General features: G+C 71.2%; 27 protein-coding genes and 3 pseudogenes. 17 read left to right on the top strand and 13 right to left on the bottom strand.

What is annotated here, in order from left to right; genetic code table 11:
* Positions 1–591, top strand: coding sequence for a hypothetical protein (locus B056_RS0120040; RefSeq protein WP_018503646.1), 591 nt, complete (start codon positions 1–3; stop codon positions 589–591).
* 134 nt (positions 592–725) lie between these two features.
* On the top strand, positions 726–1,988 hold the full coding sequence (locus B056_RS0120035) for a serine hydrolase domain-containing protein (RefSeq protein WP_084647199.1): 1,263 nt from the start codon (positions 726–728) through the stop codon (positions 1,986–1,988).
* A 71-nt stretch (positions 1,989–2,059) separates the two neighbouring features.
* Here the strand turns inward: B056_RS0120035 and B056_RS0120030 are convergent, their stop codons facing one another.
* Positions 2,060–2,566 carry a hypothetical protein gene (locus B056_RS0120030; protein ID WP_018503644.1) on the bottom strand — a complete coding sequence of 169 codons (507 nt, stop codon included), beginning with the start codon at positions 2,564–2,566 and terminating at the stop codon, positions 2,060–2,062.
* Positions 2,563–3,507: an ADP-ribosylglycohydrolase family protein gene (locus B056_RS0120025; protein ID WP_018503643.1), complete on the bottom strand. Its 945-nt coding sequence runs from the start codon at positions 3,505–3,507 to the stop codon at positions 2,563–2,565. The genes B056_RS0120030 and B056_RS0120025 overlap by 4 nt, the downstream gene beginning before the upstream one ends.
* Positions 3,508–3,910: 403 nt before the next feature.
* Between B056_RS0120025 and B056_RS0120020 the strand changes: the two genes are divergently transcribed.
* Positions 3,911–4,792: a DUF4232 domain-containing protein gene (locus tag B056_RS0120020; protein ID WP_026239913.1), complete on the top strand. Its 882-nt coding sequence runs from the start codon at positions 3,911–3,913 to the stop codon at positions 4,790–4,792.
* Positions 4,793–4,897: 105 nt separating this feature from the next.
* On the top strand, positions 4,898–5,122 hold the full coding sequence (locus tag B056_RS44545) for an N-acetyltransferase (protein WP_018503641.1): 225 nt from the start codon (positions 4,898–4,900) through the stop codon (positions 5,120–5,122).
* On the opposite strand, the gene B056_RS39560 is transcribed toward B056_RS44545, so the two are convergent.
* Positions 5,123–5,761, bottom strand: coding sequence for a nucleoside deaminase (locus B056_RS39560; protein ID WP_051105682.1), 639 nt, complete (start codon positions 5,759–5,761; stop codon positions 5,123–5,125).
* Here B056_RS39560 and B056_RS46095 point away from each other — a divergent pair.
* Positions 5,760–6,359, top strand: a pseudogene (locus tag B056_RS46095) (hypothetical protein); the annotation flags it as partial. The gene B056_RS39560 and the pseudogene B056_RS46095 overlap by 2 nt on opposite strands.
* A gap of 90 nt (positions 6,360–6,449) precedes the next feature.
* On the top strand, positions 6,450–7,322 hold the full coding sequence (purU, locus tag B056_RS46090; RefSeq protein WP_026239912.1) for a formyltetrahydrofolate deformylase: 873 nt from the start codon (positions 6,450–6,452) through the stop codon (positions 7,320–7,322).
* 140 nt (positions 7,323–7,462) lie between these two features.
* Here purU and B056_RS0120000 read toward each other — a convergent pair whose 3' ends face one another.
* Positions 7,463–8,218 carry an AfsR/SARP family transcriptional regulator gene (locus tag B056_RS0120000; protein ID WP_026239911.1) on the bottom strand — a complete coding sequence of 252 codons (756 nt, stop codon included), beginning with the start codon at positions 8,216–8,218 and terminating at the stop codon, positions 7,463–7,465.
* A gap of 521 nt (positions 8,219–8,739) precedes the next feature.
* Between B056_RS0120000 and B056_RS0119995 the strand changes: the two genes are divergently transcribed.
* From B056_RS0119995 to B056_RS0119975, 4 genes are all read left to right on the top strand, one after another.
* On the top strand, positions 8,740–9,414 hold the full coding sequence (locus B056_RS0119995) for a hypothetical protein (RefSeq protein ID WP_018503637.1): 675 nt from the start codon (positions 8,740–8,742) through the stop codon (positions 9,412–9,414).
* 23 nt (positions 9,415–9,437) lie between these two features.
* Positions 9,438–11,183 (top strand): pyridoxal-dependent decarboxylase, encoded by a 1,746-nt coding sequence (locus B056_RS0119990; protein WP_018503636.1) that lies wholly within the window; start codon positions 9,438–9,440, stop codon positions 11,181–11,183.
* 51 nt (positions 11,184–11,234) lie between these two features.
* Positions 11,235–11,504, top strand: coding sequence for a phosphopantetheine-binding protein (locus B056_RS0119985; protein WP_020572603.1), 270 nt, complete (start codon positions 11,235–11,237; stop codon positions 11,502–11,504).
* Positions 11,505–11,789: 285 nt separating this feature from the next.
* The gene (locus B056_RS0119975) at positions 11,790–12,434 is read left to right on the top strand and encodes a class I SAM-dependent methyltransferase (protein ID WP_018503633.1); all 645 of its coding nucleotides are present in this window, start codon (positions 11,790–11,792) and stop codon (positions 12,432–12,434) included.
* A gap of 30 nt (positions 12,435–12,464) precedes the next feature.
* On the opposite strand, the gene B056_RS0119970 is transcribed toward B056_RS0119975, so the two are convergent.
* On the bottom strand, positions 12,465–13,220 hold the full coding sequence (locus tag B056_RS0119970; RefSeq protein WP_018503632.1) for a class I SAM-dependent methyltransferase: 756 nt from the start codon (positions 13,218–13,220) through the stop codon (positions 12,465–12,467).
* A 163-nt stretch (positions 13,221–13,383) separates the two neighbouring features.
* On the opposite strand from B056_RS0119970, the gene B056_RS0119965 reads away from it, so the two are divergent.
* Positions 13,384–14,028, top strand: coding sequence for a class I SAM-dependent methyltransferase (locus B056_RS0119965; RefSeq protein ID WP_018503631.1), 645 nt, complete (start codon positions 13,384–13,386; stop codon positions 14,026–14,028).
* 84 nt (positions 14,029–14,112) lie between these two features.
* Here B056_RS0119965 and rox read toward each other — a convergent pair whose 3' ends face one another.
* Entirely contained in the window at positions 14,113–15,657 is a 1,545-nt protein-coding gene (gene rox / locus B056_RS0119960) for a rifampin monooxygenase (protein ID WP_018503630.1), read from the bottom strand.
* 387 nt (positions 15,658–16,044) lie between these two features.
* Positions 16,045–16,788, bottom strand: coding sequence for an alpha/beta fold hydrolase (locus B056_RS0119955; RefSeq protein WP_026239910.1), 744 nt, complete (start codon positions 16,786–16,788; stop codon positions 16,045–16,047).
* Positions 16,789–16,864: 76 nt separating this feature from the next.
* Between B056_RS0119955 and B056_RS0119950 the strand changes: the two genes are divergently transcribed.
* On the top strand, positions 16,865–17,446 hold the full coding sequence (locus B056_RS0119950; protein ID WP_018503628.1) for a TetR/AcrR family transcriptional regulator: 582 nt from the start codon (positions 16,865–16,867) through the stop codon (positions 17,444–17,446).
* 20 nt (positions 17,447–17,466) lie between these two features.
* Here B056_RS0119950 and B056_RS0119945 read toward each other — a convergent pair whose 3' ends face one another.
* Positions 17,467–18,528, bottom strand: a complete 1,062-nt coding sequence (locus tag B056_RS0119945; RefSeq protein ID WP_018503627.1) for a hypothetical protein — start codon at positions 18,526–18,528, stop codon at positions 17,467–17,469.
* Positions 18,525–19,082 (bottom strand): SigE family RNA polymerase sigma factor, encoded by a 558-nt coding sequence (locus tag B056_RS0119940; RefSeq protein ID WP_018503626.1) that lies wholly within the window; start codon positions 19,080–19,082, stop codon positions 18,525–18,527. The genes B056_RS0119945 and B056_RS0119940 overlap by 4 nt, the downstream gene beginning before the upstream one ends.
* 214 nt (positions 19,083–19,296) lie before the next feature.
* On the opposite strand from B056_RS0119940, the gene B056_RS0119935 reads away from it, so the two are divergent.
* Together B056_RS0119935 and B056_RS37255 are read left to right on the top strand one after the other, a co-directional pair.
* Positions 19,297–19,965 carry a class I SAM-dependent methyltransferase family protein gene (locus B056_RS0119935; protein ID WP_018503625.1) on the top strand — a complete coding sequence of 223 codons (669 nt, stop codon included), beginning with the start codon at positions 19,297–19,299 and terminating at the stop codon, positions 19,963–19,965.
* Positions 19,966–20,029: 64 nt separating this feature from the next.
* Positions 20,030–20,881, top strand: coding sequence for a hypothetical protein (locus tag B056_RS37255; protein ID WP_018503624.1), 852 nt, complete (start codon positions 20,030–20,032; stop codon positions 20,879–20,881).
* A gap of 25 nt (positions 20,882–20,906) precedes the next feature.
* Here B056_RS37255 and B056_RS37250 read toward each other — a convergent pair.
* Positions 20,907–21,869 (bottom strand): annotated as a pseudogene (locus tag B056_RS37250) (aldo/keto reductase); the annotation flags it as partial.
* 122 nt (positions 21,870–21,991) lie between these two features.
* Between B056_RS37250 and B056_RS0119920 the strand changes: the two are divergent.
* Positions 21,992–23,443, top strand: a complete 1,452-nt coding sequence (locus tag B056_RS0119920; protein WP_018503621.1) for an amidase — start codon at positions 21,992–21,994, stop codon at positions 23,441–23,443.
* 152 nt (positions 23,444–23,595) lie between these two features.
* Here B056_RS0119920 and B056_RS37245 read toward each other — a convergent pair whose 3' ends face one another.
* Together B056_RS37245 and B056_RS0119910 are read right to left on the bottom strand one after the other, a co-directional pair.
* Positions 23,596–24,138: a transcriptional regulator gene (locus B056_RS37245; RefSeq protein ID WP_018503620.1), complete on the bottom strand. Its 543-nt coding sequence runs from the start codon at positions 24,136–24,138 to the stop codon at positions 23,596–23,598.
* On the bottom strand, positions 24,138–24,692 hold the full coding sequence (locus B056_RS0119910; RefSeq protein WP_407672399.1) for a hypothetical protein: 555 nt from the start codon (positions 24,690–24,692) through the stop codon (positions 24,138–24,140). The genes B056_RS37245 and B056_RS0119910 overlap by 1 nt, the downstream gene beginning before the upstream one ends.
* 291 nt (positions 24,693–24,983) lie before the next feature.
* Here B056_RS0119910 and B056_RS45420 point away from each other — a divergent pair, with 291 nt between their 5' ends.
* The gene (locus B056_RS45420) at positions 24,984–25,355 is read left to right on the top strand and encodes a ClpX C4-type zinc finger protein (protein ID WP_018503618.1); all 372 of its coding nucleotides are present in this window, start codon (positions 24,984–24,986) and stop codon (positions 25,353–25,355) included.
* Positions 25,356–25,530: 175 nt separating this feature from the next.
* Here B056_RS45420 and B056_RS0119900 read toward each other — a convergent pair whose 3' ends face one another.
* Complete coding sequence (locus B056_RS0119900; protein ID WP_018503617.1) at positions 25,531–26,052, bottom strand: AAA family ATPase; 522 nt, start codon at positions 26,050–26,052, stop codon at positions 25,531–25,533.
* A gap of 463 nt (positions 26,053–26,515) precedes the next feature.
* Between B056_RS0119900 and B056_RS37240 the strand changes: the two are divergent.
* A pseudogene (locus B056_RS37240) lies at positions 26,516–26,669 on the top strand (transposase); the annotation flags it as partial.

The raw sequence follows: 26,669 nt of genomic DNA, 5'->3' as shown, positions 1-26,669 counted from the left end.
ATGGCCACGTCACGGAGAACTCTCGACCGGCTCCACATCGAACGCGCCGTGTGGACGATGGACGCCCGGTTGCAGGACCTGCCGCGCCGATCCCGGATCGCCAGGCGGCGGGAACTGCGCGACAACCTGCGGGCCGCGGCCGAGGACGTCGGGGGCCGCCAGGCCGTCCGCCAGCTCGGTGATCTGCGCGTCCTCGCCGCCGGCTATCTCACCGCCGAGTACGGCGAGTTGTCACGGCGGCCGTCCTGGGCGGCCGCGGCCCTCGCCCTTCTCCTCGTCGACGCTGTCATGACGGTGCTCGAACACGTCGCAAGAACCGCCTTCGACGCCGGGATCACCGCGACCGCCCCGCGCATCTCCGGCACCTTCCACTGGACCGGGGTCCCCTACCTGATCAGCGACGAGACGTTCACCTATCTCAACGGAACGTACACATCCGTCGGTGGCGCCTGGACTCCGCTGGTCTACGTGCTCATGTTCGCCGGGGCTTTCGTCGGCGGACGGATGTGGCGGCTGATATCCGCCCGGCTGCGGCAGCGCCGCCAGACCCGGCTGGCCGTCACCGAAGAGAAAAGTGGCAGCCGGGCATAACATCCCGGACCGGAGAAAGTCACGACGAACATGAACAGACGAAGAAGAACCACGGTAGCCCTGTCACCGCGGGCCGCCGGCCGACCTGGGCTTCCTGGGCTTCCTGGGCCGGTCATACGGCGAAACCATTGGAGATGGCAGTGAAATCTCAGGTGTTCCGCGAGTTCGTCACCGACATGTGGCGCCGTTCATCGGACGTGCACGGCCCGCACCGGACATATCGGCTGAGGCCCGCGGGGACGCTCCTCCCAGTCGCGGCTTTCTTCGTGATCGTGATTCTGGTTTCGTCCCCGCTGACGGGGGCCGCCCCAGCCCTGGCCGGCACGGCGGCGCGTGGGGTCCCCGAGCCGGGCACGTCGGCGGGGATCGACCCCGAGCTGCGCACGCTGCTGAGCGAGGTCATCGCCGCCGGCGTCCCCGGCGCGGTGGTCCGGGTACAGGACCACGGCCGGGTCCGCCAGGCCGCCGCGGGCGTCGCGGACCTGGCCACGGGTGCGCCGTTGCGACCGCAGGCCCGGATGCGGATGGGCAGCATCACGAAGACGTTCGTGGCCACCGTGGTACTCCAACTCGTCGAGGAGGGACGCCTCGCCCTCGACCGGCCCGTGGAACGCTGGTTGCCGGGCCTGCTGCACCACGGAGACGCGATCACCGTCCGGCAGCTGCTCAACCACACCAGCGGCCTGTTCGACTACACAGCCGACCCCGGTCTGCTGGCCGGCGTCGTCCACAACCGGGTCTTCGACCCGGCGGAACTCGTGGCCATCGCCGAAACCCACCCGGGTGCGTTCGCCCCCGGTACCGCCTGGGCGTACTCCAACACCAACTACATCGTCGCCGGACTGCTCGTCGAGTCGGTCACCCACCATCCGCTGGGCGAGGAACTCCGCCGACGGATCTTCACACCACTGCGCCTGGCCGACACGTCCTTCCCCGCCGTCACCGGGGACCTGCCCGGCTATTACGCCCACGGATACGTCCCGCCTGACCTCGTTCCCACCGCCGACGGCAGGCCGTTCGACGTGACCGGGCTCAACCCGTCGCACGCCTGGGCGGCCGGCGCCATCGTCTCCAACGCCCAGGACGTGTCCCACTTCTACCGTTCCCTGCTGGGCGGCGAGTTGCTCAGCGCTCGGATGCTCCGGCAGATGACGACCACCATCGTGGAGGATCCCACCGACCCGGCCTTCCGCTACGGCCTCGGGATCGAACGGGTCCAGGACCGCTGCGGAGTGAACTGGGGCCACAGCGGCGCCGTCTTCGGATACGAGACCATGGCGTTCTGGAACGAGGACACCGCCCGCACGGTCGTCCTGGCCAGCACGATCCACCCCGCCCCCGCGGCCGCCACGGCCGTGCTCGCGACGGCAGCCGACCACGCGCTGTGCGGGATATAGGAGCGAAACAGCGGCCCGAGGGCCTCGCGCCCGGCGCACCGCGCGGCGTCGACGCTCGGGTTTGCCGCCGCTCAGCGTGCCGCCGGACGGCCGATCGTGTCGAGGAGTCCGGAGGCCGTCGTGCGGTCCCAGGTTCGGGCGCGTTCGACCCAGCGGTCGTAGGTGGCGGGCTGGTTGCCGGGCCAGCGTTCGGCGAGGCCCGCGGCCATCGGCCGGCCCTCTCGCCAGGCCCGGCGCATCACCGCGCAGCGGTCGAGCCAGGTGGCGTCGACCGGACGCAGGCGGCCCGCGCCGCGCAGTCGTTCCCGGGCGGCGGCGATCTCGGGATCGTCGTCCCCCGGCGGGGTGGGCCCCTCGGGGCGCGCGCGGATCCGGCCCCGGGCCCGGGCCTCGGCTTCGACCAGACGCACGAGGCGGGAGGTGACGGCCGCACCGGGGCTGGCGGCCGCCATGGTCAGGGCGGTGCACAGCCACCGGCCTGCCTGCGGGCGCCAGGTGGTGTCGATCTGCCAACGGTGTCCGGTGTCCGGGTCGGTCCAGACGAAGCTGTCACGCTCGCGCGCGGGTTCGCCGGTCATCCCCGCAGCGGCTCCGCGCTGGGGTGGTGGCTGCGCAGGGCGTGCAGCACCGGGGTGAGTTCGCTGATCTCCTGGGCGTATTCCAGTTTCCGCGCCCAGCGCTCGGGCAGGGCGGCGGCCCCGTCGCGGGCGCCGAGCAGGCCGCCGGTGATGGCACCGGTGGTGTCGGCGTCGTCGCCGCGGTTGACGACCGCGACGAGAAGCTCCTCCAGCGTGCCGGGCTGCTGGAGCGCCCAGACGGCCACGGCGAGGGAGTGCACGACGTAGCCCGTGGTGGGCAGGTCGACCAGGGATGTCGCAGCGGAGGTGGCGAGGGCGGCGTCGACCTCGGCGGCGCGGACCGGGGGAGTGGTCCCACGTCCCGCGTGGAGGGCTTCGGGGACGGGCGCGCCCTCGACGAGGGCGGAGACGATCGCGGTGTAGGCGACACAGGCGTGCACGCAGCGGGGGTCGGCGTGGGTGACGGCGCTGATCTCGGCGGCCTCACGGGCGCACAGCTCCGGGTGGGCGCGGGCCAGCCCGGTGGGCAGGGCGCGCATGAGGCTGCCGTTGCCGGCGCCGCCGCCTCCCGCCGCGGCGGTCGCCGCGGCACCCGCGGCCAGCGGCTCCTCGCCGTCGGCGATACGCCGCAGGGAGGCGGCGGTCATGCCGCCGATGTCCCGGGGGCGCCCCTCGTACCAGCGCAGGAAGTGCTCGGTCACCGCGCCGAGCCGGTAGCCGCCGGCGTAGGCGCGGGCCACCGCGATGGTCAGGTCGGTGTCGTCGGTGCCCTGCCCGGGACGCCACCCGAACGCCCCTCCGCCAATGATCTCGGAATGGACGCCGTGGCGGCGGGTGATCTCGGCGGGGCCCATGAATTCCAGGGTGGCGCCGAGCGCGTCGCCGGCGGCCAGTCCCAGCAGCGCGCCGTGGATGCGCTGCCGGGAGGCCGGTGTCGTCATGGTGGGCCCTTCTGTCGGAGCACACGGCCCTTCGGCGCCGAGCATCTCCGGCAGGCCGCTTTCAGACCGGTCAGGGGCGTGGCGTCCGCCCTCGTCGTGCCGAGGGCGCGTTGGGCCAGGAGGCAGGTCGCCGTCACCATGCCCATCACCCTTCTGTGGGGATAATGACATAATCACCACGCAATGGGACGGTGGTCAACCCCCGGGACCGCGGACCGCGACCCGCGTACGGCCAACACGGCGGCGGTCGCGCGGTCGGCCGTAGGGGGTCGGGACTGGCAGAGTCGTGTATTCGCGGGTCGAACCCGACTGGTCGCCTCCGTGTGCGGTCGCTGCCGTCGAAACCTGGTGCGAATCGGGCGTCGGCGGCAGCCGGCGCTCCTACCCCTGATGGGATGACCGGATGCGCAGAGCTGCCCCCCTTCTTCCAGCTTTCGTCTCGCTTCTGCTGCTCACGGCATGCGGATCCGTATCCGGGGGCCCGACCGTGGCCCGGACCTCCGTCACCGTCCCGCCCGTGGACGGCGTCCGGATCACCTCGAAGACCGTCTTCTCCGGCAGGCTCCCCCCGTGCCCCGACGACTACTCCGCTCCCCTCCCCACCGACGGCCCCGAGATCTCGGCCACCTACGAGGTCGCCAACGAGGAAACCGAGGCGTTCACGTACACGATCCTGTTCTACTTCCTCGCGGAAACCGGCGAGTTCGTGGACGGCAGATACGAGACCGTGCACTCGGTCGGCCCCGGCGCGACCGTGCGCGGCACGGTCCGGCTGGGGGTGCCCGACCCCGAAGAGTGCCCGGTGACCCGCGTCAGGGTCGCCGAGGTGACCAGGGTGCCTGCCGCCGAGGCGCCGCCCGCTCCCGGCGAGTGCCCGCCCTCCGGCCTGCGCCTCACTGTCGATGACGGCACATCCGCGACGGGGCTGCACGTACGGGGTCTACGCCTGGAGAACTGCGGGACGCGCGACTACGCACTCGACGGCTACCCGCTCCTGGAGCCGCTGGACAAGGACCGGTCACTCGTCGAAGGTGTCCAGATCCTGCACGGGAGCGGCGGCGTCAGCACCTCGGCACCGGGATTCGACGAGCCAGCCCGTCCGCTGGTCCTGAAACCGGGCGAGAGCGCCATCTCGGGCCTCATGTGGCGCAGCGCCGCCGGCAGAGTCACCTACGTCAGGGTGCGGGCCCAGCGGGGCGCCGATCCGGTGACCCTGACGCTCCACCTCGACCTCGGCACCACCGGGAAGCTCGCCGTCCGCGCCTGGACGCGCCCGCCGAAATAGGGCCCCGGCTCCGGCCTTGTCGCCCTAACCCTCTTCGTGCGAATGCTCGCCTGCCACCGTCGAGAGCCCGTACCGGATCCGGCCGTCACCGACATTCACTGGTATGTGGCCACCGCACGCACCTGGCAGGAGAAATCGAACCGTTCGTGGGTGCTCGGTGCCGCCGGTTTCGCGTCGGCGACGCTGTGGGTCCTGGAAACGAACACCCGCGCGATCCGGTTCTACACCCGTCTGGGCTGGCAGCCGGACGGTGCCGTCAGGGATGAGGTCGTGGGTGGTGCCGCGATCCGTGACGTGGGGTACCGGCGGGAGCTCAGGGCACAAGGATGATCAGCTCGGGTCGTCGTGGTCCGTCAGAAGATCCCAGACCAGCTCGAGGGCCTGGCTGGTCGAATCAGGTTGATCCGATTCCAGGCGATGCGCGATAAGGCGAGCACGGTGCGCACGTTTCGGCGCGACCTTTTCCATCGCCCGCAGCAGGGACCCGCGGGTGTTCAGCGCGGGCAGAACCGCGGCCCACTCACCCAGCGGGCCGGCCAGCGGGCCGCTGATCCTCGGCCATCGGAGGCGGACCTCGTCGTTGAGGTCCGGTAGCCTCTCGATTCCGAGCCAGGTCGGATCGAAAGCCCCGAAATGAACCTGCCCCACCCGTGCCACCACCACGGCCCCCAGACACATCGGGCACGGGTGCAGGGTCGTGTGGAGAACAGCGTCGCGAGCGCGCTCCTTGTCGGGAGGAAGCGCGGCCAGGACCTCCATCTCGGCGTGGGCGAGCAAGCGAGGAGACGTAGCGGAGAAACGCCGGTTCCGGCCATGAGCGAGGACGCGGCCCGCACTGTCAGTCAGTATCGCGCCGACTCCGACACCGCCTCCGCGATACGACTCCCACGCCAGCTCCAACGCTTCGCGCCATGGTTCTTCCAGTGAAATCCAGGCCTCGTCAGCCTTCTCCCACCGACGCAGCGTCATGTCACGGCCTCCCAGCGACCGGGCATCGTTGATCGGGGCATCCCGGCGGTTAACATTCGCACGGTCCGGTTGTCTCGGTCACGGTGGGTGTGCCGGCCACACTTCTGGGTGCGGTGGGAAGCTCGACCACGCCGACGACATCGTGGCGGCGGCCCGCGTCCTGAGGGCGGAGCGGCCCGGCCTGCTCGGCGGGCCGCAACGCGAGTTGACCCGATCGCTTGGGCTCGCCGGGATCGTTGTCGTCGGTCGTTCCAACAATGTGGGCAAACCAGCGATATCACTGGGTTACGAGCGCCAGACCACCGTCGAGTCCGTCGACGGGTGGGCAGACCGGACCATCGGGATCGGGCGCCATACGCGCTGGGCCGATGTCCTGATCGTCGCGGCCGGCAAGGTTGGGTTGATCAAAGCCGAACACGTCGGCGAGAACGCCGTAGTCATCGACGTCGGGATCAACCCGCAGACCGGCGTCGACGGACGGGTGCACATGGTCGGCGACGTCGACTACGCTTCCCTCGCGCCCCGGGTCCGCGCCATCACCCCGGTTCCCGGCGGGGTGGGCCCAGTGACCGACGTGTGGCTGCTACACAACACAGTGCTCGCCGCACGGGTCCTCGCCGGCCGTCCGGTCGTCGACGGACGACGGATTTGTCCTTCTCGACCCGACCGAATCGCTCCTGGAGGCATGATGACTGCGCCCGTCGGCGCCCAGCACGGCGTCCTGCTGCTGTCCTGCCCGGACGCCCCGGGCATCGTGCACGCGGTCACCGGGCTGCTGGCGGGGGAGGAGTGCACGATCGTGCAGAGCCAGCAGTTCGGGAGTGCGACCAGCGACGCCTTCTTCATGCGTGTGGAGTTCGCGCACGTCGACGGCTCCCCGCTGGACCTCGACATTCTCAGCCAGGAGATGCGGGTCCTCGCCGACAAGTTCGACATGATCTGGCAGCTGACCGACACCGCACGGCGTCTGCGCGCCGTCATCATGGTGAGCAGGTTCGCTCACTGCCTCAACGACCTGTTGTTCCGCAACTCCATCGGCGAGCTGAACCTCGACGTCGTCGCGGTCGTGTCCAACCACCCCGACCTCGGCCGCATCGCCGACAGTTTCGGCGTGCCGTTCCGGCACATCCCGCTGACGAAGGACACCAAGCCGCAGGCCGAGGCCGCCCTACTGGACCTCATCGGCGAGGAGCGTGTCGATCTCGTCGTCCTGGCCCGTTACATGCAGATCCTCTCGGACGACCTGTGCAAGCGGCTCGAGGGCCGGGCGATCAACATCCACCACTCGATGCTGCCGAGCTTCAAGGGCGCCAAGCCCTACCACCAGGCACACGCACGAGGGGTCAAGTTCATCGGGGCGACCGCGCACTACGTGACAGCCGACCTTGACGAGGGCCCGATCATCGAGCAGGAGGTCATCCGCGTCGACCACTCGCTCGGCCCCGACCAGCTCGCGGCCTGTGGCCGGGAGGCCGAGAGCCGCGCGTTGGCCCGCGCTGTGCGCTGGCACAGCGAGAACCGGATCGCGGTCATCGGGAACCGGACAGTCGTCTTCCCGTGAACACACACGACACGGTAGCCGGCGGCCTTGCCCGGGAACCGATCGGACGGTTCCGGGATGCCGGAAAAGACCGACTTTTCGTCTTGTTGACGCCGTCAACCGGTAACGGACAGGTCTGGGCTCTCCTCCCGACAGAAGGCTCAGCCCAGCGACGGCGCGTGGTTCAGGATCTCCTCGAAACGGTTCCGGAGCAGCGCGGACGGCTCCACTCCGAGCTCCCGGGACAACCGCTCACGGACATCGTTGTAGGTCAGGATGGCCTCCGCCTGCCGGCCGCACCGGTAGAGCGCGAGCATCAGCAGGTCGATGATCCGTTCGTGCCACGGGTGCGCGAAACTCACCCGCCGCAGCTCTCCGACGACGTACGCCGGATCCCGATGCTCGACGCTGAACCGCAGACCGTCCTCGACGGCTGCCAGGTACTCCTCCTCGAGCTGCAGCACGGTGCCACGGCAGAGCGGGCCGGCGGTGATGTTCTGCAGCGGAGCCCCCCGCCACAGCCCCAGCGACTCCTGCAGGATGGCGTGGGCCCGCTCGGGGTCGGTGCCGCGCGTGACCCGGGCCCGGGCGACACCGGCGCGGAACGCGGTCAGGTCGAGATCGTCCGCGTCGACGTCGAGCAGGTAGCCGGGCGCGCGGGTCAGCAGCGCGGGAGGCCGTCCTCCGCCGATCTTCCTCAGTGCCCTGCGTAACCGGGAGACGGTGGCATGCAGCGAGTTCTCGACGGTGGCCGGTGGGTTCTCACCCCACAGCTCGGCGTGGAGCAGCTCGGCGGGCACCGGACGTCCGCCGCTGACCAGGAGTGTCGCCAGCAGCAGCCGCTGGCGGGCCCCGGGAATCCGGTGTGCCCTGCCACCGGCCTCGACCTCCACGGACCCGAGCACCCTGAACTTCACCTGAGGCTTCTCCTGCCGCGCGACACCCTCGAAGCGGAAACACATCGGCCCCTGGCGCATCGTCGGCCACTGCGCACCGCGGTCGTCCGCACCGCGCGGCACCCGGCCGCCACATGGCCAGCATAAGACGGCCGTCCTCGCACCCATGCCACATTCTGAAAACCCTTTCCGGGCTTGTTAGTTTCCTCACGGTGCACAAAAAGGTCGAGACGGATCTCTGGATATCTGGCCGGCCGGGATCCTCTTGCCCGACGAAGACGTTCCCGGGGCCCCGGTAACCTCGCCCGGTATCGGGTGTGGATGGCGCACAACCTTCCGAGTTTATTCGCCGCGCGCTTTGCGGTCTCGTCAGCCGCGGGTCAGCGTTCTGTCAGGGCGCGAAAGCATCGTTGTTTCCAGCCGCGGCCCCGGGACTTCTCCTCGTGGACGCCGCCGCCCCCGGGCAGCGGCCGTCCGAGACGTCGCCGTCCCGGCGGGCACGGCCCCCGCGCCAGGCGGCGCACCCCACCGGAGGAGGAGCGATGACGACATCGATCACCGGAACGAGCCCGGGAGGCGGCCCGACCTCGGCGCGCCGGCGCAGACAGTTCGAGGTGAGCGGCACCCCGGACCTGGAGGCGGTGACCCGGACCCTCACCCTCGCCTTCACCGCCGATCCGATCCTCGACTGGACGATCCCGCGCGGGTCGGCCGAGCGCGACCGGTGGCTCGCGGGCTTCTTCGGGACCGTCACCGGGATGCTGCTCGACCATCGGGGGCTTGTCGGCTTCACACCGGGTTACTCGGCGCTGCTGGTCTGGTCCCCGCCCGGGGAGCCGGTACTGGACGACGTCGAGCAGGCCCGCTTCGACGAGCGCCTGGCCGCGGCCTGCGGACCCCACGGCGAGCGGGCGGTGGCCCTGATGCGTGCCCTCGACGAGCACTACCCGACGGACCTGCCGCCGCACTTCCACATGATGTTCGCCGCGACCCGCCCCGAGCCGGGCGCCAGCGGCAGCGGCGTCCTGCTCGTGCACACGCTGCTGCGCACGGAGCACCTGGGCGGCCACGGGATCTACGCGGAGGCGTCCAGCCCGCGCAACCGGGACCTGTGGCGGGAAATGGACATGCGCCCCGTCGGCGACGAGATCACCCTGCCCGACGGCGGCCCGTCCCTCTACCCGCTCTGGCGGGACGCGCCGGCCCCCCGGGCGTGACCTCGTCAGCCGAAGGAGCAGACATGACGGGACCGGCGAAGACCGATCCCAGCGACATTCCGTTCGGGCCGGCGGACACCCCCTGGCAGAAGGCGTTCAGTGGCCTGCGCACGCTTGACGGCATGCCCACGGTGACGCCGCCGAGCAGCGATCCCCGAGAGATCTACGACGACGTCCCCGGGATCGCCTACGCCGGGTTCCAGCTGCCGGCCTGTGGTCTCACCGTGGAGCAGTACACCGCGGCGGAGTCCCTGTTGCGGGCCCACCTGCAGCGGCAGTGCCGGAACTCGGTGGGATTCCAGCTGAACGGCGACCTCGACTACCAGCACCGGCTGGCGCCGTACCTGGACCTGCCCGTCAACAACGCGGGTGACCCCTACCGGACGGGTTCGGTCACGCACAACACCAAGATCCTCGAACGGGCGGTCCTCGACTACTTCGCGTCCCTGTGGAACGCCCGCTGGCCGCATCGCGACGACGATCCCGAGTCGTACTGGGGCTACACGCTGACCATGGGCGCGAGCGAGGGGAACCTGTACGCGCTGTGGAACGCGCGGGAATACCTGTCCGGAAACCCGCTGCTGCACCCGACCCCGGGCCCGCCCGTCCCGGGAACCGCCCGGAACACCCCGGCCGCCGCCCACCGCGAACAGGACTCCGACGCCTTCCACCCGGTCGTCCTCTTCTCCGAGGACACCCATTACTCGGTGACGAAGGCGACCCGGCTACTGGGCCTCGACACCATGCGGTCCCTCGGCGAGCGGCGTTTCCCCGGTGAGAACCCGCTGGGGCCCGGAATTCCCTGGCCGGCGGCGGTGCCCTCGGCCGGTGGCGGGGAGGGAGACCCGGGCGGGGACGGGGACGGGGACGGCACGGTCGACGTCGACCGGCTCGCGGTGATCGTGCGGTTCTTCGCCTCCCGCGGATTCCCCGTCATCGTCAACCTGAACTACGGCTCGGCGTTCAAAGGCGCCTACGACGACGTCGCGGCCGCCGCCCGGGTGGTGCACGACATCTGCGCGGAGTACGGCCTCGACGAACGCCACGTCGACCACGGCGACCACGGCGACCACGGCGGCCACGGCGGGCCCGACAGGCCCGGCGGGTCCGGCCCCACGGACGTCCGGACCGGCTACTGGTTGCACGTGGACGGCGCCCTCGGCGCCGGGTACGCGCCCTACCTGCGGATGGCCCACCAGGCCGGGCTGGTGGCGGCGGCCCCGCCGCTGTTCGACTTCCGGCTTCCGCAGGTCCACTCGATCACGACCAGCGGCCACAAGTGGCTGGGCGCGCCCTGGCCGTGCGGCGTCTACCTGACCCGGACCAGGCTGCGGATGCTCCCGCCGGCGGACTCGGAGTACATCGGCTCCGCGGACACCACGTTCGGCGGATCACGCAACGGCTTCTCACCGCTCGTCATGTGGGACCAGCTCGCCCGCCGTTCCTACGACGACCAGATCCGCGCGGCTGTCGAGTGCGACCGCCTCGCCGGCTACGCCCATGACCGGCTGCGGGACCTCCAGGCGGAGTCGGGGCGGGACCTGTGGGTGGCCCGCAGCCCGTGCTCCCTCGCGGTCCGCTTCCGCCGGCCCAGCGCCTCGATCGTCACCCGCTACTCGCTGTCGTGCGAGACGACGCGCGTGGCCGGGCTGGCGCGGCCGTACGCCCACCTGTACGCCATGCGGCACGTGACCCGGGACCTGATAGACGCGCTGATCCGTGACCTCGCCGCGCCCGGGGCCTTTCCACCCGAGTCGACAACCGCGTAGTCGCACGTGGTCGCCGCGAAAGAAATCCTTCACAGAACAGGGAGAACGGCAGTGACACAGGCTGACAGCGAAATCATGCGCCCGGTGACCGAGCTGCTGGGGCGGTTCACCGACTCCACGGAGGCGATCGACTGGGACCGGGACCTCGTCGAGGCGGGAGTCCTCGACTCCCTGACCATGGTCGAGTTCCTGCTGTTGCTGGAGGAGATCACCGGAGTTCCCGTCGACCTGAACACCACGGATCGCGAGCACCTCCAGACCCTCAACGGCATCAGCGCGCTGCTCGACCGGGCGCGGGCCCGGGACCTTCCCGAACACTGATCTGACGGCTCCCTTCCGGGCCAGGTCGCCGGCGCTCTGGTCACCCTCTCTTACGTGCCGTGGAGGGGGTCCAGGCGCCGGCGTCCGTGCGTCGCCCGACCGAAACGCGCGCCGTCGATGGCGGGTCCGCCACGCTGCCTGACGGGACGGGCCGGGATCTCCGCCAGGCCGCACCGGGCCGGCGCCGTCGCGGTCGGATCCATCCGGCGGTGTGCCCACAGGCCGCCGGACCCGACCCACACCGCGACCTTGGCCCTCGTAGCCGACTGTCGATAGCGTCTGGCTGTGCTCGACTGGGACCACAACGCCTACTACCACCGGCTGCTGCTGCGCCAGCTGCCGCAGCCCTCTCGACGGGTGTTGGATGTCGGCTGCGGCGCCGGAGCGTTCGCGGCCCGGCTCGCCCAGCGCAGTGAACGGGTCGACGCCGTCGACCGCTCCCCGGCGATGATCGAGGAGGCGAGGCGCCGCACCCCCCACAACGTGACCTGCGTTCTCGCTGACGTGCTGGCCGATTCGCTGCCGGCCAGGGAGTACGACGCGATCTTCTCGATCAGCGCGCTGCACCACATGCCCCTGCCGGACGCGCTTGCGGTGCTCGGGGCCGCCCTGCGACCCGGAGGGATCCTCGCCGCCGTCGTCCTGCCCCGGACGGACGTGCTCCGGGAATTTCCCGTCGAGATCGTCGCGGCGGTCGGACATCGCCTGCTCGGCGCGCTGTTTCGCATGAAAGGACTGCTGGGCGGCGGTAGCTGGTTCGCGAAGGACCCCGCACACGCGAGCATGCCCGTGGTCATGGATCCGCCGCTGACCACCCGAGAGGCCGCGCGCCAGGCCGCCGCCGTACTGCCCGGGGCGCGCGTGCGACGGCTCCTCTTCTGGCGTTACCTTCTGATCTGGCAGAAGCCGATCAGCCCGGAAACCCGGTAGCCGTAATCGTGACTCGATCGATTCCTCGGCTCAGCTGGGCCGGCGGGCCTCGATGAGGAACCGCGTCGCGTGCGCGACGAAGGACCCGTCGGCCTGGATACGGTCGTGCAGGGCCCTGAGCTGCGGGCGATACCGGGCGACGGTGAATCCCGGGACCATCCAGATCACCTTCCGCAGAAAGTAGATCACCGCCCCCACGTCGAAGAACTCGGTGCGCAGCGACTCCATCCGCAGGTCGACGACCTCCAGCCCGGCGGACCCGGCCTGGGCCCTGGCCCGGTCGGGGTGGCGCCGACCTCGCACTTCCGGCGGCTGCGGCCCGAGAAAATACTCGGCCAGCTCGAACACACTGCCCGGACCGACCTGCTGGGAGAAGTACACCCCGCCCGGGCGCAGCACCCGGGCGATCTCCATCCACGCGGTGGCCACCGGATGCCGGCTGACCACCAGGTCGAAGGCGTCGTCGGCGAAGGGGAACACGTCACCGGCGGCCACGACCGACACCCCCCGGGGGCGCAGCAGGGCGGCGGCGTGGGCGATGTTCGGCGGCCAGGACTCGGTCGCCACCGTCCCCGCCGGCAACTTCGACACCCCAGCGAGAATCTCCCCACCACCGGTCTGGACGTCCAGCGCGACCGACGCCGACGCCATCCGCTCGCCCATCAACCGGGCATAGCCCCAGGACGGACGCTCCTCGGTCGCCCGGCCCTCCAGCCACGAAAATCCCCAGCCGCCCACCGGCGCCGACTCCGCCTCGGCGACCAGCTCCTCGAACGCGCGCGGCATGCCCCGATCCTCGCAGGACGTCGACAACTCGCGCAGGTGGTCAGGATTTCCACGGTGCTGCCCGGGTGACTCCCGCGACGACAGCCGAAGCGGGGCACACCGGTCCTGCACTGACCGTGGTTACCGGGAGACACCGCGCGGCCCGCGCCTATGATGATCGGCCATGGTCGAGTCCGCTCCGAGCTATCTGGCGAGCGTCGCGGCGGCGTACGACGGTGTGGCCGAGGTGTACGCCGAACTGTTCGCCGACGTGCTCGACCGCCAGCCGTTGGAGCGTGCGCTGCTGGGCGCGTTCGCCGACCTCGTGCGCGACCTGCCCGGCCCGGTCGCGGACCTCGGCTGCGGGCCCGGCTATGCGACGGCCTACCTGCACGGGGTGGGGCTGGACGTGTTCGGGGTGGACCTGTCACCGGAAATGGTCACCCTGGCCCGGCGCGCCCATCCGGGGCTGCGGTTCGAGGTCGGCACGATGACCGCCCTGGACCTGCCGGACCGTGCGCTGCGCGGTGCCCTGTGCCGCTACTCGCTCATCCACACCCCACCCGCCGACCTCCCCGCCGCCCTCGCCGAGATCCACCGGGTCCTGGCACCCGGCGGGCACCTGCTCCTCGGCTTCCTGGCCACCGACGAGCCCACGGCCGGCGTGCACGCCTACGACCATCGGGTCACCGGCGCCTACCGCTGGCCCCCCGACTACCTCGCCGAACTGGCACGCCACGCCGGCCTCGTCGAGGTCGCCCAGCTGGTGCGAGCACCCACGGACCAGGAACGAGGCCGGCAGGCCCACCTGCTCGCCCGCCGTCAGTAGCGAAGACCAGAGCCTCCGCCGCGGGCGCGCCGGAGACCCGGTCGAACAACCGTCCGGGCCGGGCGGCGGGTGTCGTGGCCGCGGTCAGCTGGCGGGCTGGCCGAACCAGCGGGAGAGGTGGTCGTCCAGGTCCCGCTGATCGTCGCCGACCCAGGCGACGTGGCCGTCGGGGCGTAGCAGGACGCACGGAACATCCAGTACCGCGGTGGGATCCGCGAGGTGGTCGACCCGGTCCGACCAGCCGCCGGCGGTCAGGCGTTCGGTGCGGTCCAGCAGCAGGCCCCGGCCGCGGTGCAGCAGACCGTAGAGGTGGCCCTGTTTCACGTCGAGGTCGCGCAGGCGGCGGCCGAGCAGATCGGGGCCCGCGCCGAAGTCGTGGCGGATGTCGATCGCGGTGATCTTCTCGATCAGGCGGCGGTTCACCTCGTCGAAGTCCATCAGTTCGGTGAGCAGCCTGCGCACGGCCCGCGGGCCCGGTTCGGTGGACAGCAGTTCCAGCTGGGCGCGGGTGTTGTCCAGCACGTCCTCGGCGACCGGACGACGTTCGGCCTGGTAGGTGTCCAGCAGTGTTTCCGGCGCCCAGCCGCGGATCTGCGCGGCCAGTTTCCAGCCGAGGTTGAACGCGTCCTGAACACCCAGGTTGAGGCCCTGCCCGCCGACGGGTGGATGGATGTGGGCCGCGTCGCCGGCCAGCAGCACCCGCCCGACCCGATAACGTTCGGCCAGCCGGGTGGCGTCCCCGAAGCGGGACAACCAGCGCGGGGAGTGCACTCCGAAATCGGTTCCGGCGATGGCACGCAACCGCTGTTTGAAATCCTCGAGGGTGGGCGGTTCCGCGCGGTCGCCGACTTCCGCGCCGGGGACCACGACACGGTAGACCCCTTCGCCGAAGGGCCCGAGGCTGAACCGCTTGTCGGTCTCGCGGATTTCGGCCACCCTGGCGGCGATCTCCTCCTGCGGCGCACCCACTTCCAGCTCGCCCATCAGCGTCGCGGTCCGCGAGGGCTCGCCGGGGAAGCCGACGCCGAGCAGTCCGCGCACCGTGCTGCGCCCGCCGTCACAGCCGACGAGGTAGCGCGAACGCAGCCGTTCCCCGTCGGCCAGCTCGACGTTCACACCCTCGCCGTCCTGCTCGAGACCGGCCACCGCACGACCGCGCCGGACCTGCGCACCCAGTTCGATCGCGTGTTCTTCGAGCAGGTGGTCGATGACCGGCTGCGGGATGCCCAGGAAATAGGCGTGCGCGGAATCCAGGTCCTCGGGGGCGGGTTTGGCGATGGCGGCGAAGAAACCGCCGGCCGGACGCCGTCTTCCGTGTGGGAGAATGCGTTCCAGCAGTCCGCGCATCGCCATGATCTCGATACTGCGAACATGCAGGCCGACTATGCGGACGAACGACGCGGGCTCGGTTTCCTTCTCCAGGACGAGTACCCGCACATCGTGCAGCCGCAGTTCGGCGGCCAGCATCGCACCGGTCGGCCCGCACCCGGCAATGATCACGTCGAACATGAGGGGCGCGCGAACGGCGCCGGAGGCCGGTGACCGGAGTCCGGGGGCGTCGCCCGCGGTGAAGTCGCGCTCGACCGTGTCGTTCGACGAGGGCTCGGCGGTGAACCGCGGAGAGTGCATAGGTGTGCCTTTCGGGAGTGCCTTGTCGGCGAGGCGCTCCCGGCGACACCTACGTCAGTCGCCCGACCGTGACCGGAAGGGGGAGCACCCACATCGCTGCAGCGTTCATGGGTCTCACCTCCTCGGGCGGTGTCACGGTCAGCTGCAAGCTACAAGCCCGGGCATCATCCCGTCCAACCCTTTCCCAGCCCCGTGATCACGACTCCGAACGGGCCCGTACGGTCGCAGCGCGGATCCGGCTGGACGCGCTGGTCGGGCTCGGTGGCCGCTACGACCTCACCGCCGGTGCCCTGCTCACCGCCATGGGCCTGACCTGGCTGCGCCGCCGCCACCGCGCCCTAGCGCGTAACCGCCTCGCGTCCTCGGGTCCGCGGGGGCAGCCGCCTGTCAGCGGGTGGCCCGCAGGCTCAGCAGCAGATCGCTGACCGCGGTGGGCTGGGACAGGAAGGGGTGGTGGCCGGCGTCGAACTCGACGACCCGGCCGGCCCTGCGGGCGAACTCGCGTTGCAGCCGGGCGGGGGTGCCCTTGTCCTGCGCGCACACCAGGTAGGTGGTGGGGATCTGGTGCCAGGCGGCCGCCCCGACCGGCTGCCCGGTCACCTGGATGTTCTGCCGGGCGAGATGCGCCGGGGCCTGTGCCTGGACGTCGGCGTCGCAGTCCTGCAGGAACGTGTCCACGAGCAGCTCGGGACGGACCCCGAACGTCCCGGTGTCGGGGTCGACGTCCAGGAACGGGGCGGGGGTGTCGTCGCCGAACTCCGACAGGCTCTGCCCGGCCTCGGGCAGGTAGCTGGAGATCAGCAGCAGGTGGCGCACCGAGTCGACCCCCGCGGCGGCCTCGGCGGTCACGATGCCGCCGTAGCTGTGGGCGACCACGATGGTGGGTTCGGCGCCGTCGCGCAGCACGTGCCGCACGGCGGCCACGTCCTCGGCCAACCCCGGCCCGCCGGTCCCGACCGGCCCGCCGGCTCCGGTCGGCACGCCCGTCCCGGTCGGCGCGCCCGTCTCGCCGCAGCTCGGCAGGGCCGGGGACACGCTGGGCACCCCCCGTTCCCGCAGCAGCCGCGCCGTGCGGTGCCACCACCATGATCCGTCCCGCACGCACGCCCCGTGCACGAACACGACCTGCATCGCCACCTCCGCGTCCGTCCTGGCTGTGTCCCGACCGACGGTAGACGTAGCGGTTGTTACGCGAAAAACTGCGGCGATGGGACGGCGACCACAGCCCGAGATCAGACAGCGGCTGCTCGACGCCTGCACCGACCACGCGCTCGCACACGGCCTGCCCGACCGGCTCGAGCCGCTGGCCCGCGCCACCGGCACCTCGACCCGCATGCTGATCTACCACTTCGGCACCCGCGACGCGCTGCTGCGCGCCGTCCTCGGGCAGGCGCGGCAACGCCAGCTCGACACCTTCGGCGCCCTGCTGCGCGCCCGACCCGACGAGCCGTACACCACCACGCTGCGCAACGCCTGGACCTCGATGACCGGCCCGGACGGAGCGCCGTTCCTACGGATGTTCGGTCAGTCGCGGGAAAGCCCCGTGCGGCGGCTGTGGCCCGAGTTCCACCGGGCCGCGACGACCGACTGGCTCGGGCCGCTCGCCGACGGCCTGCGCGGCATCGGCCGTCCCGAGCTCGCGACCCTCGTCCTCGCGGTCATCCGCGGCCTGCTCCTGGACCTCGACGCCACCGCCGACACCACCCGCGCCGATCAGGCGTTCCACCATTTCCTCCACACCCTCGACCACCCGAACGGCGACGAACGCACCGCCCCACCAGTCCGATGATCTTGTATGCGACCGCGGTCCTAGCCGACGGCGGGGGGCGCGGGGGTGGCAGGTCCGTCCATGCCCGCTGTCGGGGCCGTCGGCGGCGCGGACACGAGTGTGGGCAGGGAGATCGGGGTTTCCGGCCCCTCGCCGCAGATCATCACCACCGCGCCGCAGGCGGTGGACGTCGACTGGGCGAGCAGCGTGCCAGCGGAGTCGTAGGCGTAGAGCGTCAGCGGCATCTGGCTGATCTCCTGGTGCCGGGCGAGATCCGGGGTGGTGACCTGGATGCGGGTCACGAACGCGCCAGTCGAGGGCTCGAAGGGGACGACGACGGCGTCCCCGGTCGGGAGCGCCGCGACGAGCAGGGCGACCCGCGGGGACACCTGGCCGACGGCCCACCGCCGCGCGTTCCACTCGCCGAGCCGCCCGGACCCGTCGTCGCCCGAGCTGAACACCTCGATGGGACGCACGGGCGGCCGCGCCAGGTCATGGCGACCACCTGGCCAGAGGATCGGCCCGTTGATACCGGTCAGGTCAGGGACCGTGGCAGGGCCGTTGAAGGTCCGGCACATCGCCCCGCCGTCCTCGCCCGCGAGGAGGACCTGCAGGCCCCACCGGTCGGCGACCGCGACGAACAGGTTCGGGACCTCCGGCGCGCAGTGGGCGTCCACCTCGGCGCGCTGGGCGTCGGTGAGGGCCAGCAGGCGGGGGGTGTCGACGTAGCGCAGGTGCAGAGGCGGACCGCCCGCGACGCCGGGAACCTCGGTGGGCAGTGCCGGCGCGGCGCCGCGGACCACGGTGGGGGACCCGGCCACGGGCCGCAGCGTCGTACGGCCGTCCGCCGCGCCACCGGCAAGGACACCCGCCCCGATCACGACGGCCGCCAGGACGGCGGCGCCGGCCGGTACGGCGACGGCGAGACGGCGCCGGCGCCGGCGCCGGGCGGCGGGCACCGCGTCCCGCGCCGCGGCGACCAGCCCGTCCGGCGGGCGGACCTCCAGCTGGCCGGCCGCCGAACGCAACCAGCCCGCGACCGCGTCGGCGGAGCTGTCGAAACTGCTGAAGCTGTCGGAACTGCCGGACGGGGTCGGGTTCATCGCGTCTCCTCTCGCGCGACGGGGCGTCCCACCCGGGGCGACGCCGGCGGGGTGGCGGGCCCGGTGATCGCGGGATGGGCCCGCAGCTTGGCCAGGCCCTTCGCGGCCTGGCTTTTCACCGTGCCGACCGAGCAGCCCAGCAGCGCGGCGACCTCGGCCTCGGGCAGGTCCTCGCAGTAGCGCAGCACGACGACGGCCCGCTGCCGCGGCGGCAGCACGGCGAGCGCCGCGGCCAGCCCCGCCCGGTCCTCGACGGCGGCGAGCTGCGACGACGCCGCCGCCCGCTCCGGCGGCACGTCGACAAGCACCTGCCGAACCCGGCGGCGGAACCGGTGGGTGTTCGCGTTGACCATCACCCGGCGGGCGTAGGCGTCGGGCCGGTCATGGCCACGGACCCGCGGCCAGACCATGAACACCCTGGTCAGCGTGGTCTGGGTCAGGTCCTCCGCCTCCCCGGAGTCGCCGGTCAGCAGATAGGCGAACCTCAGCAACCCGCCGGCCCGCGGCGCGAAGTACGCCGTGAACCCACCGTCGTCGCCCTCGTCTGTGCGCAACGCGACCTCCCTCGCCTTACAAAGGCCGGCGGGCCGCTTTCAGGTTGCCCCACTTCCCGAACTTCGCTTCCCGAACTTTCCGAACCCCCGCCGTCGACATCGCCCGCACCGCCCGCGAAGCCCTGTCATCGGAACCTGACTCCGGCGACGATCACGTGCTCGGATTCGGTCGGCGGGCCCCGCGCGTCCGGTCCCCCGGTTAGGGTCGGGTTTCGTGGATCGCTTCGCGCGGGAGCGTCATTGGGTCGGCTGGCACCGGCAGTACGACGTCGCGGGGTCGTCCCTGCACCGGCGGCTCGCTCTCGTCCAGCGGCGCGTCCGGCAGGCGCTGGACAGCCAGCCCGCGGGGGAGATCCGCGTGCTGAGCATGTGCGCCGGCCAGGGCCGTGACCTGCTCGGCGTGCTGGCCGGCCATGCGCGTCGCGACGACGTCCGGGCCCGGCTGGTCGAACTCGACCCCGAGCTTGCCGCCGACGCCGAGCACGCGGCGCGTTCCGCCGGGCTGAACGGCGTGGAGGTCGTGGTCGGCGACGCCTCGGACTCCGGCGTGTACGAGGGTGTCGCCCCGGTGAACCTCGCACTGGTCTGCGGAGTGTTCGGGAATCTCAGCGACGTCGACGTGCGGCACACCGTCGAGCAGCTGCCCCGGCTGTGCCGGCCCGCCGCGACCGTCATCTGGACCCGTCATCGCCGGCCACCCGATCTGACTCCCGCCATACGCTCCTGGTTCGCCGACGCGGGATTCGAACAGGTCGGGTTCGACGTCGAGGACGGCTTTCTGATGGGTGTCGGAACGCATCGGCTGGTTGGACCGACGTTGCCGTACCGGCCGGACATTCGGCTGTTCGACTTCGTCGGGGACGGCGACGACGCCCATCGGTAGGAAACGCGCGCCCACATCGATGCCACGCCGGAAACCTCACCCCGCAGGCCATTACGGAGGTCGGATGCGCATCGAGGGCGACGGCGGGATCGTGGACCGCGGCGGGTCGCGGGTCGCACGCGCCGTCCGCCGGAGGCACTGGCGGCGCTGGCGGTCCGCCGGCGTCGTCGCCGCGGCGGTCGTCGCCCTGGCCGCGTGCGGCGGCCCGAGCGACGGGGGCTCGGCGGCGGTACCAGCCGGGTCGGCCAGCCCGGGCGGACCTCCACCTGTGGTGCTCCCCGCCGGCCCGGGGGGCGAGCCGGTCACGCTCCGCTTCGTCAAGACCCGGCGGCTGCTCGACCTCGACGCCGACGCCGAGGCGGCGGTCGTCCACCGCTGTGTCCCCGGGGGCAACGGCCACCCGGTGCCGTCGGATGGCGGCCGCCCGGTGTCGCCGGACAGCGACGGCCGGCTGCTCGTCGCGGTCGACGGCCCCCTCGTGCTCGTCCAGAACAGTCAGGGTGTGGCCGCCTGCCTGGTCGAGCTGGTCAGCCGGGACGGCCCGCCGGACTTCTCCTGGTCCGACAAGCCCATGCTCCGGTGGTGGGACTCGGACCTCAGTCCCGACCTCTCCCAGCCCCCGGAGGCGCCGATCGAGGTCTTCAACACGAGCAGTGACGCCAGCGGCACCGTCGAATGGGAACACCCGACCTGGTTCTGGCACGCCTTCGGGCGGGTGTCCCCGGAGGTGAAGGAACTGTTCGCCGTGATCCCGAACGGGGAGGCGATCAACGTCCCCGTCGGTGCCACGGGCGCGTTCGCCCTCTACTGGAACAGGACGGTCGACACGTCCGAGCAGGTGCCGCTCAGGCCGCCGCTGTCGCTGTTCGCCCGCGACGGCGCCGGCCGGGTGCTGCACTCGGTGACCCTTCCCTGATCCGGCCACGAGCCCCCCGCGCGCCTCAGACGTTCGCGTAGCCGGGGATGCCGGCTTTGATGCGTTCCAGTTCCGCCGGGTCGGAGACTGCCTGGAAATCGTGGCGCGGGGTGTAGGGGAGTTCCAGGCGGCGGGTTTCCTCGTCGGTGAGGTCGAGGTCGAGGGAGGCCACGGCGTCGTCGATCTGCCGGATCGTCCGGGCGCCGACCAGTGGCGCGGCCACGACGGGATTGCGGCGCAGCCAGCTCAGGGCGACCTGGGCGCGGCTGACGCCGCGGGTCCGGGCGATGGCGCCGACCTCGTCGATGATCTGGCGGTCGCCCTCGGCGTCGGCCTGGTAGAGCAGGTCGGCGTAGCCGCCGTCGGTGGCCGCGCGGACGCCGGTGTGTGCCTGGTCGAAGGGGCGGGCGAGGCGGCCGCGGGCGAGCGGGCTCCACACCGTGGTGGCGATGCCTTCGGCGGCGCACAGGGGGAGCATTTCCCGTTCCTCCTCGCGGGCGAGGAGGTTGTAGTGGTTCTGCATCGTGACGAAGCGGGCCCAGTTGTGACGTTCCTGCAGGTGCAGGGCGTTGGCGAATTCCCAGGCGTGCATGGAGGAGGCGCCGAGGTAGCGGGCCTTGCCGGCCCGCACCACGTCGTTCAGGGCTTCCAGGGTCTCCTCCAGGGGGGTGTCGGTGTCGAGGCGGTGGATCATGTAGACGTCGACGTGGTCGGTGCCCAGGCGGCGCAGGCTGGCGTCGATCTCGGTCATGATCGCCTTGCGGGACAGGCCGCCGCCGTTGGGGCGACCCGGGCGCATCGTGTGGCGGACCTTGGTGGTGATGACGACGTCGTCGCGGTCGGCCTGGTCCTTCAGCGCGCGGCCGAGGATCTCCTCGCTGGAGCCGTAGGAGTACAGGTTGGCGGTGTCGAAGAAGTTGATCCCCGCTTCGAGCGCGTGCCTGATCAGAGGGCGGCTGGCTTCCTCGTCGAGTCCGTTTGCCCAGACGTACCCCCACCAGAATCCTGGCGTCGCCCCTCAGAACTCCGTCAAAAACAGGGGAAGTTGTGAGAGGTGTTGCGCGGATCGGCATTTCATGGCCTGTTCCAGAGGTCGGTAGCGTCGGAATCATGGAGTGGAGTTTTCAGTCAGCCGAAGAGCTCGCGGCCGCGTTGCGTGCCGGTGACGTGACCTCGGCGGAGCTGACCGACGAGGCGATCGCCCGTATCGAGCGGGACGACAAGGTGATCAACGCGATCTGCGTGCCGGACTTCGACCGCGCGCGGGACGCCGCGCGCGGCGCCGACCAGGCGCGCGCCCGCGGCGAGGACCGGCCGCTGCTCGGCATTCCGGTGACGGTCAAAGAGTCCTACAACATCGCCGGGCTGCCCACGACCTGGGGTATGCCGCAGCACACGAACTACCTGCCGGCCGAGGACGCGGTACAGGTGTCGCGACTCAGGGCCGCGGGCGCGGTGGTGCTCGGCAAGACCAACGTCCCGTTGGGGCTGCAAGATATCCAGAGCTTCAACGAGATCTACGGCACCACCAACAACCCGTGGGATCACGATCGCACGCCGGGCGGCTCCTCCGGTGGATCGGCGGCGGCCCTGGCGTCCGGGTTCGGTGCGCTGTCCATCGCCTCCGACCTCGCCGGTTCGCTGCGCACCCCCGCGCATTTCTGCGGCGTCTACGCGCACAAGCCGACACTCGGGCTGGCGGCGAGCCGCGGCATGGTCGCGCCTCCCGCGCCGCCATTGCCGACCGACTTCGACCTCGCCGTCGTCGGTCCGATGGCGCGCACTGCCCGCGACCTCACCCTCCTGCTCGACGTCATGGCCGGACCGGACCCGCTGACGCTCGGCGTGGCGCACAACGTGGCGCTGCCGCCCGCGCGCCACGAGCGCCTCGCCGACTTCCGGGTCCTGGTCCTCGACGAGCACCCGCTCATTCCGACCGGGTCCGCTGTGCGGGCGGGCGTGCACCGGGTGGCCGACGCGCTTGTCGACGGAGGAGCCCGCGTCGAACGGCACACTCCGCTGCTGCCCGATCTGACCGAAGCCGCGACGCTCTACACGCAGTTGCTGTTCTCGGGCTCCGTTGCGCGTTTTCCCGTCGAGGCGTACGAGCAGCTGCGGACCCGCGCCGCCGGGCTGAGCGCGGACGACCGGAGTCTCAACGCGGCGCGGCTGCGCGCCATGGTGTTCAGCCACCGCGACTGGATCGAGGCGAACAACCGTCGCGAGCTCCACCGCCACGGCTGGCGGCAGCTGTTCGCCGAGTTCGACGCCGTGGTGTGTCCGATCACGCCGACTCCCGCGTTCGGTCACGACCACAACCCCAATCCGCTGGAACGCCGGATCGACATCGACGGCGTCGAGTACCCGTACTTCGACCAGCTCGTCCTGGCCGGCCTGGCCACCATGCCGGGCCTGCCGGCCACCGCGATACCCGCGGGCCGGTCCCCCGAGGGCCTGCCGGTGGGAGTGCAGCTCATCGGCCCGATGTTCGAGGACCGCACCCCGCTGCGGCTGGCCGAACTGCTCGAACGCAAGATCGGCGGCTTCCAGGCACCGACGTAGGGCGTACCACCGGGTGTTCGTCGAGGACGAGGTGCGGATGACGAGCGAGGGCCGGGGCCTGGTCCTGACGCTCGCGGCCTGGCACGCGGGGCCGGCCATGCCGGGTGTTCGTCAGAGGAGGACGCAGAGCGGCTGCGGGGCGGCCCGGACGATCAGGCCTCGGTGCCGATGTCCTCGGAGGGGAAGAACAGGTCTTCGATCCGGCCCTCGAACACGGCGGCGATCTTGAACGCCAGGGGCAGGCGCGGGGCGAGGCGGCCCGTTTCGATGGCGTCGACCGTCTGGCTGGACACGTCGAGGCGGTCGGCCAGGTCCGCCTGGCTCCAGCGCCGCGCGGCCCGCAGCTCGGGGAGCCGGTTCCGCAGCGGACCCGCCGCGTCCTGATGGTCAGTGCGGCGATCCAGATCAGCGTGCTCCCCGGCGATGACCTCTCGCAGTGCGGCGACGTGGGTGCTCAGGGCGGCCCGGCCCGGCCCGGCCAGCGAGATCCACGTGGTTCGGCGACCGCCGTGAACTCCTTTGCGGCTCCTGACGTAGCCGAGCGACGCGAGGGCGCCCACGTGTTTGGAAAGCACCGAGTCGCTGACCTGGAGGCTGTCGCGAATGGTCGAGAACTCCGCCTCGGACACGGCGGTCAGCATGGTCATCAGCCTCAGCCGGGCCGGGGCGTGCAGGTTGGCGTCCAGCTCGGGCATCAGCCGCCGACCAGCCCCAGCAGCGCCAGCGCGGCCAGCGCGAGGACCGAGACGACCACCAGCCACCCGGCCGACTCGGCCCGAGCGTGCGTCGCCGGGTCTCCTCGGTAGCGGCGCAGCCAACGTCGGCCGCTCAACGTGTAGGCCAGTCCTCCAGCGCACGCGCAGACAGCCACCAGCCACCACACCCCGGCGAGGGCGGCCCAGAACGCGGCGCCCAGAGCCAGCGCGTACGAGGTCGCCGCGGCCTGCCCCGTTCCGAACACGACCCGGCTCGTGAGTCCCCCGATCCACACCCCGTTGAGCCGCCGGAACCGGAGCAGCTGGATGCCCGCCGTCAGGGCGAAGACGGCGGCTCCGGCGATCGCCAGCAGTCGGGTCCAGCCGGTGTCGAAGGCGACCTCCACGGCGGCTACGGCGATCTGGACAGCCACGGTGACGCCGATCGAGCTGTGGAAGAAGGACGGCAGTCCGAGGCCGCCGGCCAACTGCGCCCGTGAGGTCTCCGCCTCGGCCAGGGCGGCAGCGGCGTCTTCGGGGGTGGGCACCCCCATCATATTTTCCATGTTGGAAAGTATGATTCATACTTTCCAACATGGCAAGTTCGCCTGTTGGGGAGGTCCTGGTGCGCGGGTCGGCGTGTGGTCTCCGGCGATCCACGGACGGCGTCGGGTACGCCAGCCGGGGAGGGCGGTGCGATGTCAGGCGCGGATCGGCGACACCTCGGCCCGCGGGGTGCACCCACTCCAGCGCGCGCCCGACACGGACGGGCACGCACACCAGTTGTCAGGGCTCCCCTGACAACCTAAGGTGTCAGGGACACCCTGACACCTTAGGAGTGTGCTGTGGCGACGCCTGACACCCCGATCGAACTCGCTCGGTGTTCCTTCTGCGGCAAGCCGAACACCAAGGTCGACAAGCTGGTCGCCGGTCCCGGTGTGTACATCTGCAACGAGTGCACGACGCTCGCCATGTCGATCGTCGACGGGAGCTTCGCCAGTCCCACGGAACCGCGTGTGCCCTTCTGGGAGTCGATGACAGACGGGGAGATGCTGAGCCACATTCCGCGCGTCGCCGCGCACATCGACCAGGCCGAGGCCGACCTGCGCTCGTGGGTGCGGGAACTGCGCCGGCGCGGCGTCACCTGGATCAAGATCGGCGAAACTCTCGGGATCACCCGACAGTCCGCATGGGAACGGTTCTCCGGCGAGGAGTGACGCAGCCTGAGGAGTGACGCAGCCTGGAGTAAGCCGCCCGCACTTCGTGGCCTTCTCAGCAGAACAATCCCGGTATGCATGGCGGGCGACGAGGTGCTGAGCTGCGGTAATACGCCAGTGGCATCGCTGGCCAGCACGAACGGCCGTCAGGACAGCCCTGGACGGGACGGTCGGGCTAGCTGTCGGTGCATGAAGGCCAGTGGTCCGCTGCCCACTCCGCCCAGCCCGGCCACCCTGCTGGCGGGCCGGGGATCGCACCACCGCCGAGCTCGACGGCATCGGGTACCTGGAACTGCTCCCGCCATTGGTCCACGTCGGCCCCGCTGATCGGGAACGTCTGATGCGGCGCTGTTGCCTGGCGGTGCGCGATCCGGGCGAGCTGGACGTCCTTGTCCACGGGGAGGTAGATCACCTGGCAGGCCGCTCCGCACGACCGCGCCAGCCAGCGCAGTGCCGACCGTTCATCGCGGCCCCAGAGCCCGTAGTCGAGCACGACGCTGGTCCCCAGCCGCAGTGCCTGCAGGGCAACCGAGATGAGCCGCCCTTCCAGCACGAAGCGCCTGCCGTCGGCCATCGGCTCGCCGAACAGTGGGATCATCCAGTGATCCGGGGTCAGCCGCAGTGCCCGGTTCGCCGCGGCGAGCTCTTCGGCCTGGGTGGTTTTCCCGGCTCCGGGGAGCCCGACCATCAGGAGCATCGTGACAGCGGGTACGGCTATGGACGGGTGCGGGAATGGTTCTTCGTGCCGTGCAGGTGAATCGGATCGCCGCGGCTGAGACATGACTTCCCCTGATCGGACAGGACGATCCGGCAGCACAGGGAAGGACACGCGAGTGGCTGCCGGCGGGACACTGATCCGGCGGTACGCCCTGGCGCTGCCCCAGCAGGGGGCAGGCATTGAGGCCGCGGTTACAGCAGCCTCGGTATCACCGCTAAGCAGCGGTCCGGGTGGTCATGGCAGCGAAGCAGCACACGCCTTCACCATAGCCCGACAGCGTCGATGGAACAGGCCGTCAGCCCGCCGAGGGTCGGCTGCCGGCCGATCTGGCCCGTTGTCTCAGTGCCTGTCCTGAATCTTGGTTGTGTGGGCCGCATGTGGCCCATTCCTGATCTTCCTGGTGTGGCGGGCCAGGCTGGGAGGGCGGGTTCGCCAGGGTCCGGACATGGCGCGATCGCACCGGTATCCGTCGGATCTGTCCGATGAGGAGTGGGCCTACGTCCAGCCGTTGCTGCCTCCGGTCCCGAAAGACGGCCGGCCCGAGAAACACGACCGGCGCGACATCGTGGACGCGATCCTCTACGTAACCCACAACG

Origin of the sequence: Parafrankia discariae (genome assembly GCF_000373365.1) — a bacterium.
In the GTDB taxonomy this organism is placed as follows: domain Bacteria; phylum Actinomycetota; class Actinomycetes; order Frankiales; family Frankiaceae; genus Parafrankia; species Parafrankia discariae.
This window is presented reverse-complemented; position numbering and strand designations above follow the sequence as displayed.

Excerpts from the sequence above, each read along its gene's own strand:
- B056_RS0120040 (WP_018503646.1), top strand. The coding sequence starts at position 1 with ATGGCCACGTCACGGAGAACTCTCGACCGGCTCCACATCGAACGCGCC.
- B056_RS0120035 (WP_084647199.1), top strand. The coding sequence starts at position 726 with ATGGCAGTGAAATCTCAGGTGTTCCGCGAGTTCGTCACCGACATGTGG.
- B056_RS0120030 (WP_018503644.1), bottom strand. The coding sequence starts at position 2,566 with ATGACCGGCGAACCCGCGCGCGAGCGTGACAGCTTCGTCTGGACCGAC.
- B056_RS0120025 (WP_018503643.1), bottom strand. The coding sequence starts at position 3,507 with ATGACGACACCGGCCTCCCGGCAGCGCATCCACGGCGCGCTGCTGGGA.
- B056_RS0120020 (WP_026239913.1), top strand. The coding sequence starts at position 3,911 with ATGCGCAGAGCTGCCCCCCTTCTTCCAGCTTTCGTCTCGCTTCTGCTG.
- B056_RS39560 (WP_051105682.1), bottom strand. The coding sequence starts at position 5,761 with ATGACGCTGCGTCGGTGGGAGAAGGCTGACGAGGCCTGGATTTCACTG.
- purU (WP_026239912.1), top strand. The coding sequence starts at position 6,450 with ATGACTGCGCCCGTCGGCGCCCAGCACGGCGTCCTGCTGCTGTCCTGC.
- B056_RS0119995 (WP_018503637.1), top strand. The coding sequence starts at position 8,740 with ATGACGACATCGATCACCGGAACGAGCCCGGGAGGCGGCCCGACCTCG.
- B056_RS0119990 (WP_018503636.1), top strand. The coding sequence starts at position 9,438 with ATGACGGGACCGGCGAAGACCGATCCCAGCGACATTCCGTTCGGGCCG.
- B056_RS0119970 (WP_018503632.1), bottom strand. The coding sequence starts at position 13,220 with ATGCCGCGCGCGTTCGAGGAGCTGGTCGCCGAGGCGGAGTCGGCGCCG.
- B056_RS0119965 (WP_018503631.1), top strand. The coding sequence starts at position 13,384 with ATGGTCGAGTCCGCTCCGAGCTATCTGGCGAGCGTCGCGGCGGCGTAC.
- rox (WP_018503630.1), bottom strand. The coding sequence starts at position 15,657 with ATGCACTCTCCGCGGTTCACCGCCGAGCCCTCGTCGAACGACACGGTC.
- B056_RS0119955 (WP_026239910.1), bottom strand. The coding sequence starts at position 16,788 with ATGCAGGTCGTGTTCGTGCACGGGGCGTGCGTGCGGGACGGATCATGG.
- B056_RS0119950 (WP_018503628.1), top strand. The coding sequence starts at position 16,865 with ATGGGACGGCGACCACAGCCCGAGATCAGACAGCGGCTGCTCGACGCC.
- B056_RS0119945 (WP_018503627.1), bottom strand. The coding sequence starts at position 18,528 with ATGAACCCGACCCCGTCCGGCAGTTCCGACAGCTTCAGCAGTTTCGAC.
- B056_RS37255 (WP_018503624.1), top strand. The coding sequence starts at position 20,030 with ATGCGCATCGAGGGCGACGGCGGGATCGTGGACCGCGGCGGGTCGCGG.
- B056_RS0119920 (WP_018503621.1), top strand. The coding sequence starts at position 21,992 with ATGGAGTGGAGTTTTCAGTCAGCCGAAGAGCTCGCGGCCGCGTTGCGT.
- B056_RS37245 (WP_018503620.1), bottom strand. The coding sequence starts at position 24,138 with ATGCCCGAGCTGGACGCCAACCTGCACGCCCCGGCCCGGCTGAGGCTG.
- B056_RS0119910 (WP_407672399.1), bottom strand. The coding sequence starts at position 24,692 with ATGGGGGTGCCCACCCCCGAAGACGCCGCTGCCGCCCTGGCCGAGGCG.
- B056_RS0119900 (WP_018503617.1), bottom strand. The coding sequence starts at position 26,052 with ATGCTCCTGATGGTCGGGCTCCCCGGAGCCGGGAAAACCACCCAGGCC.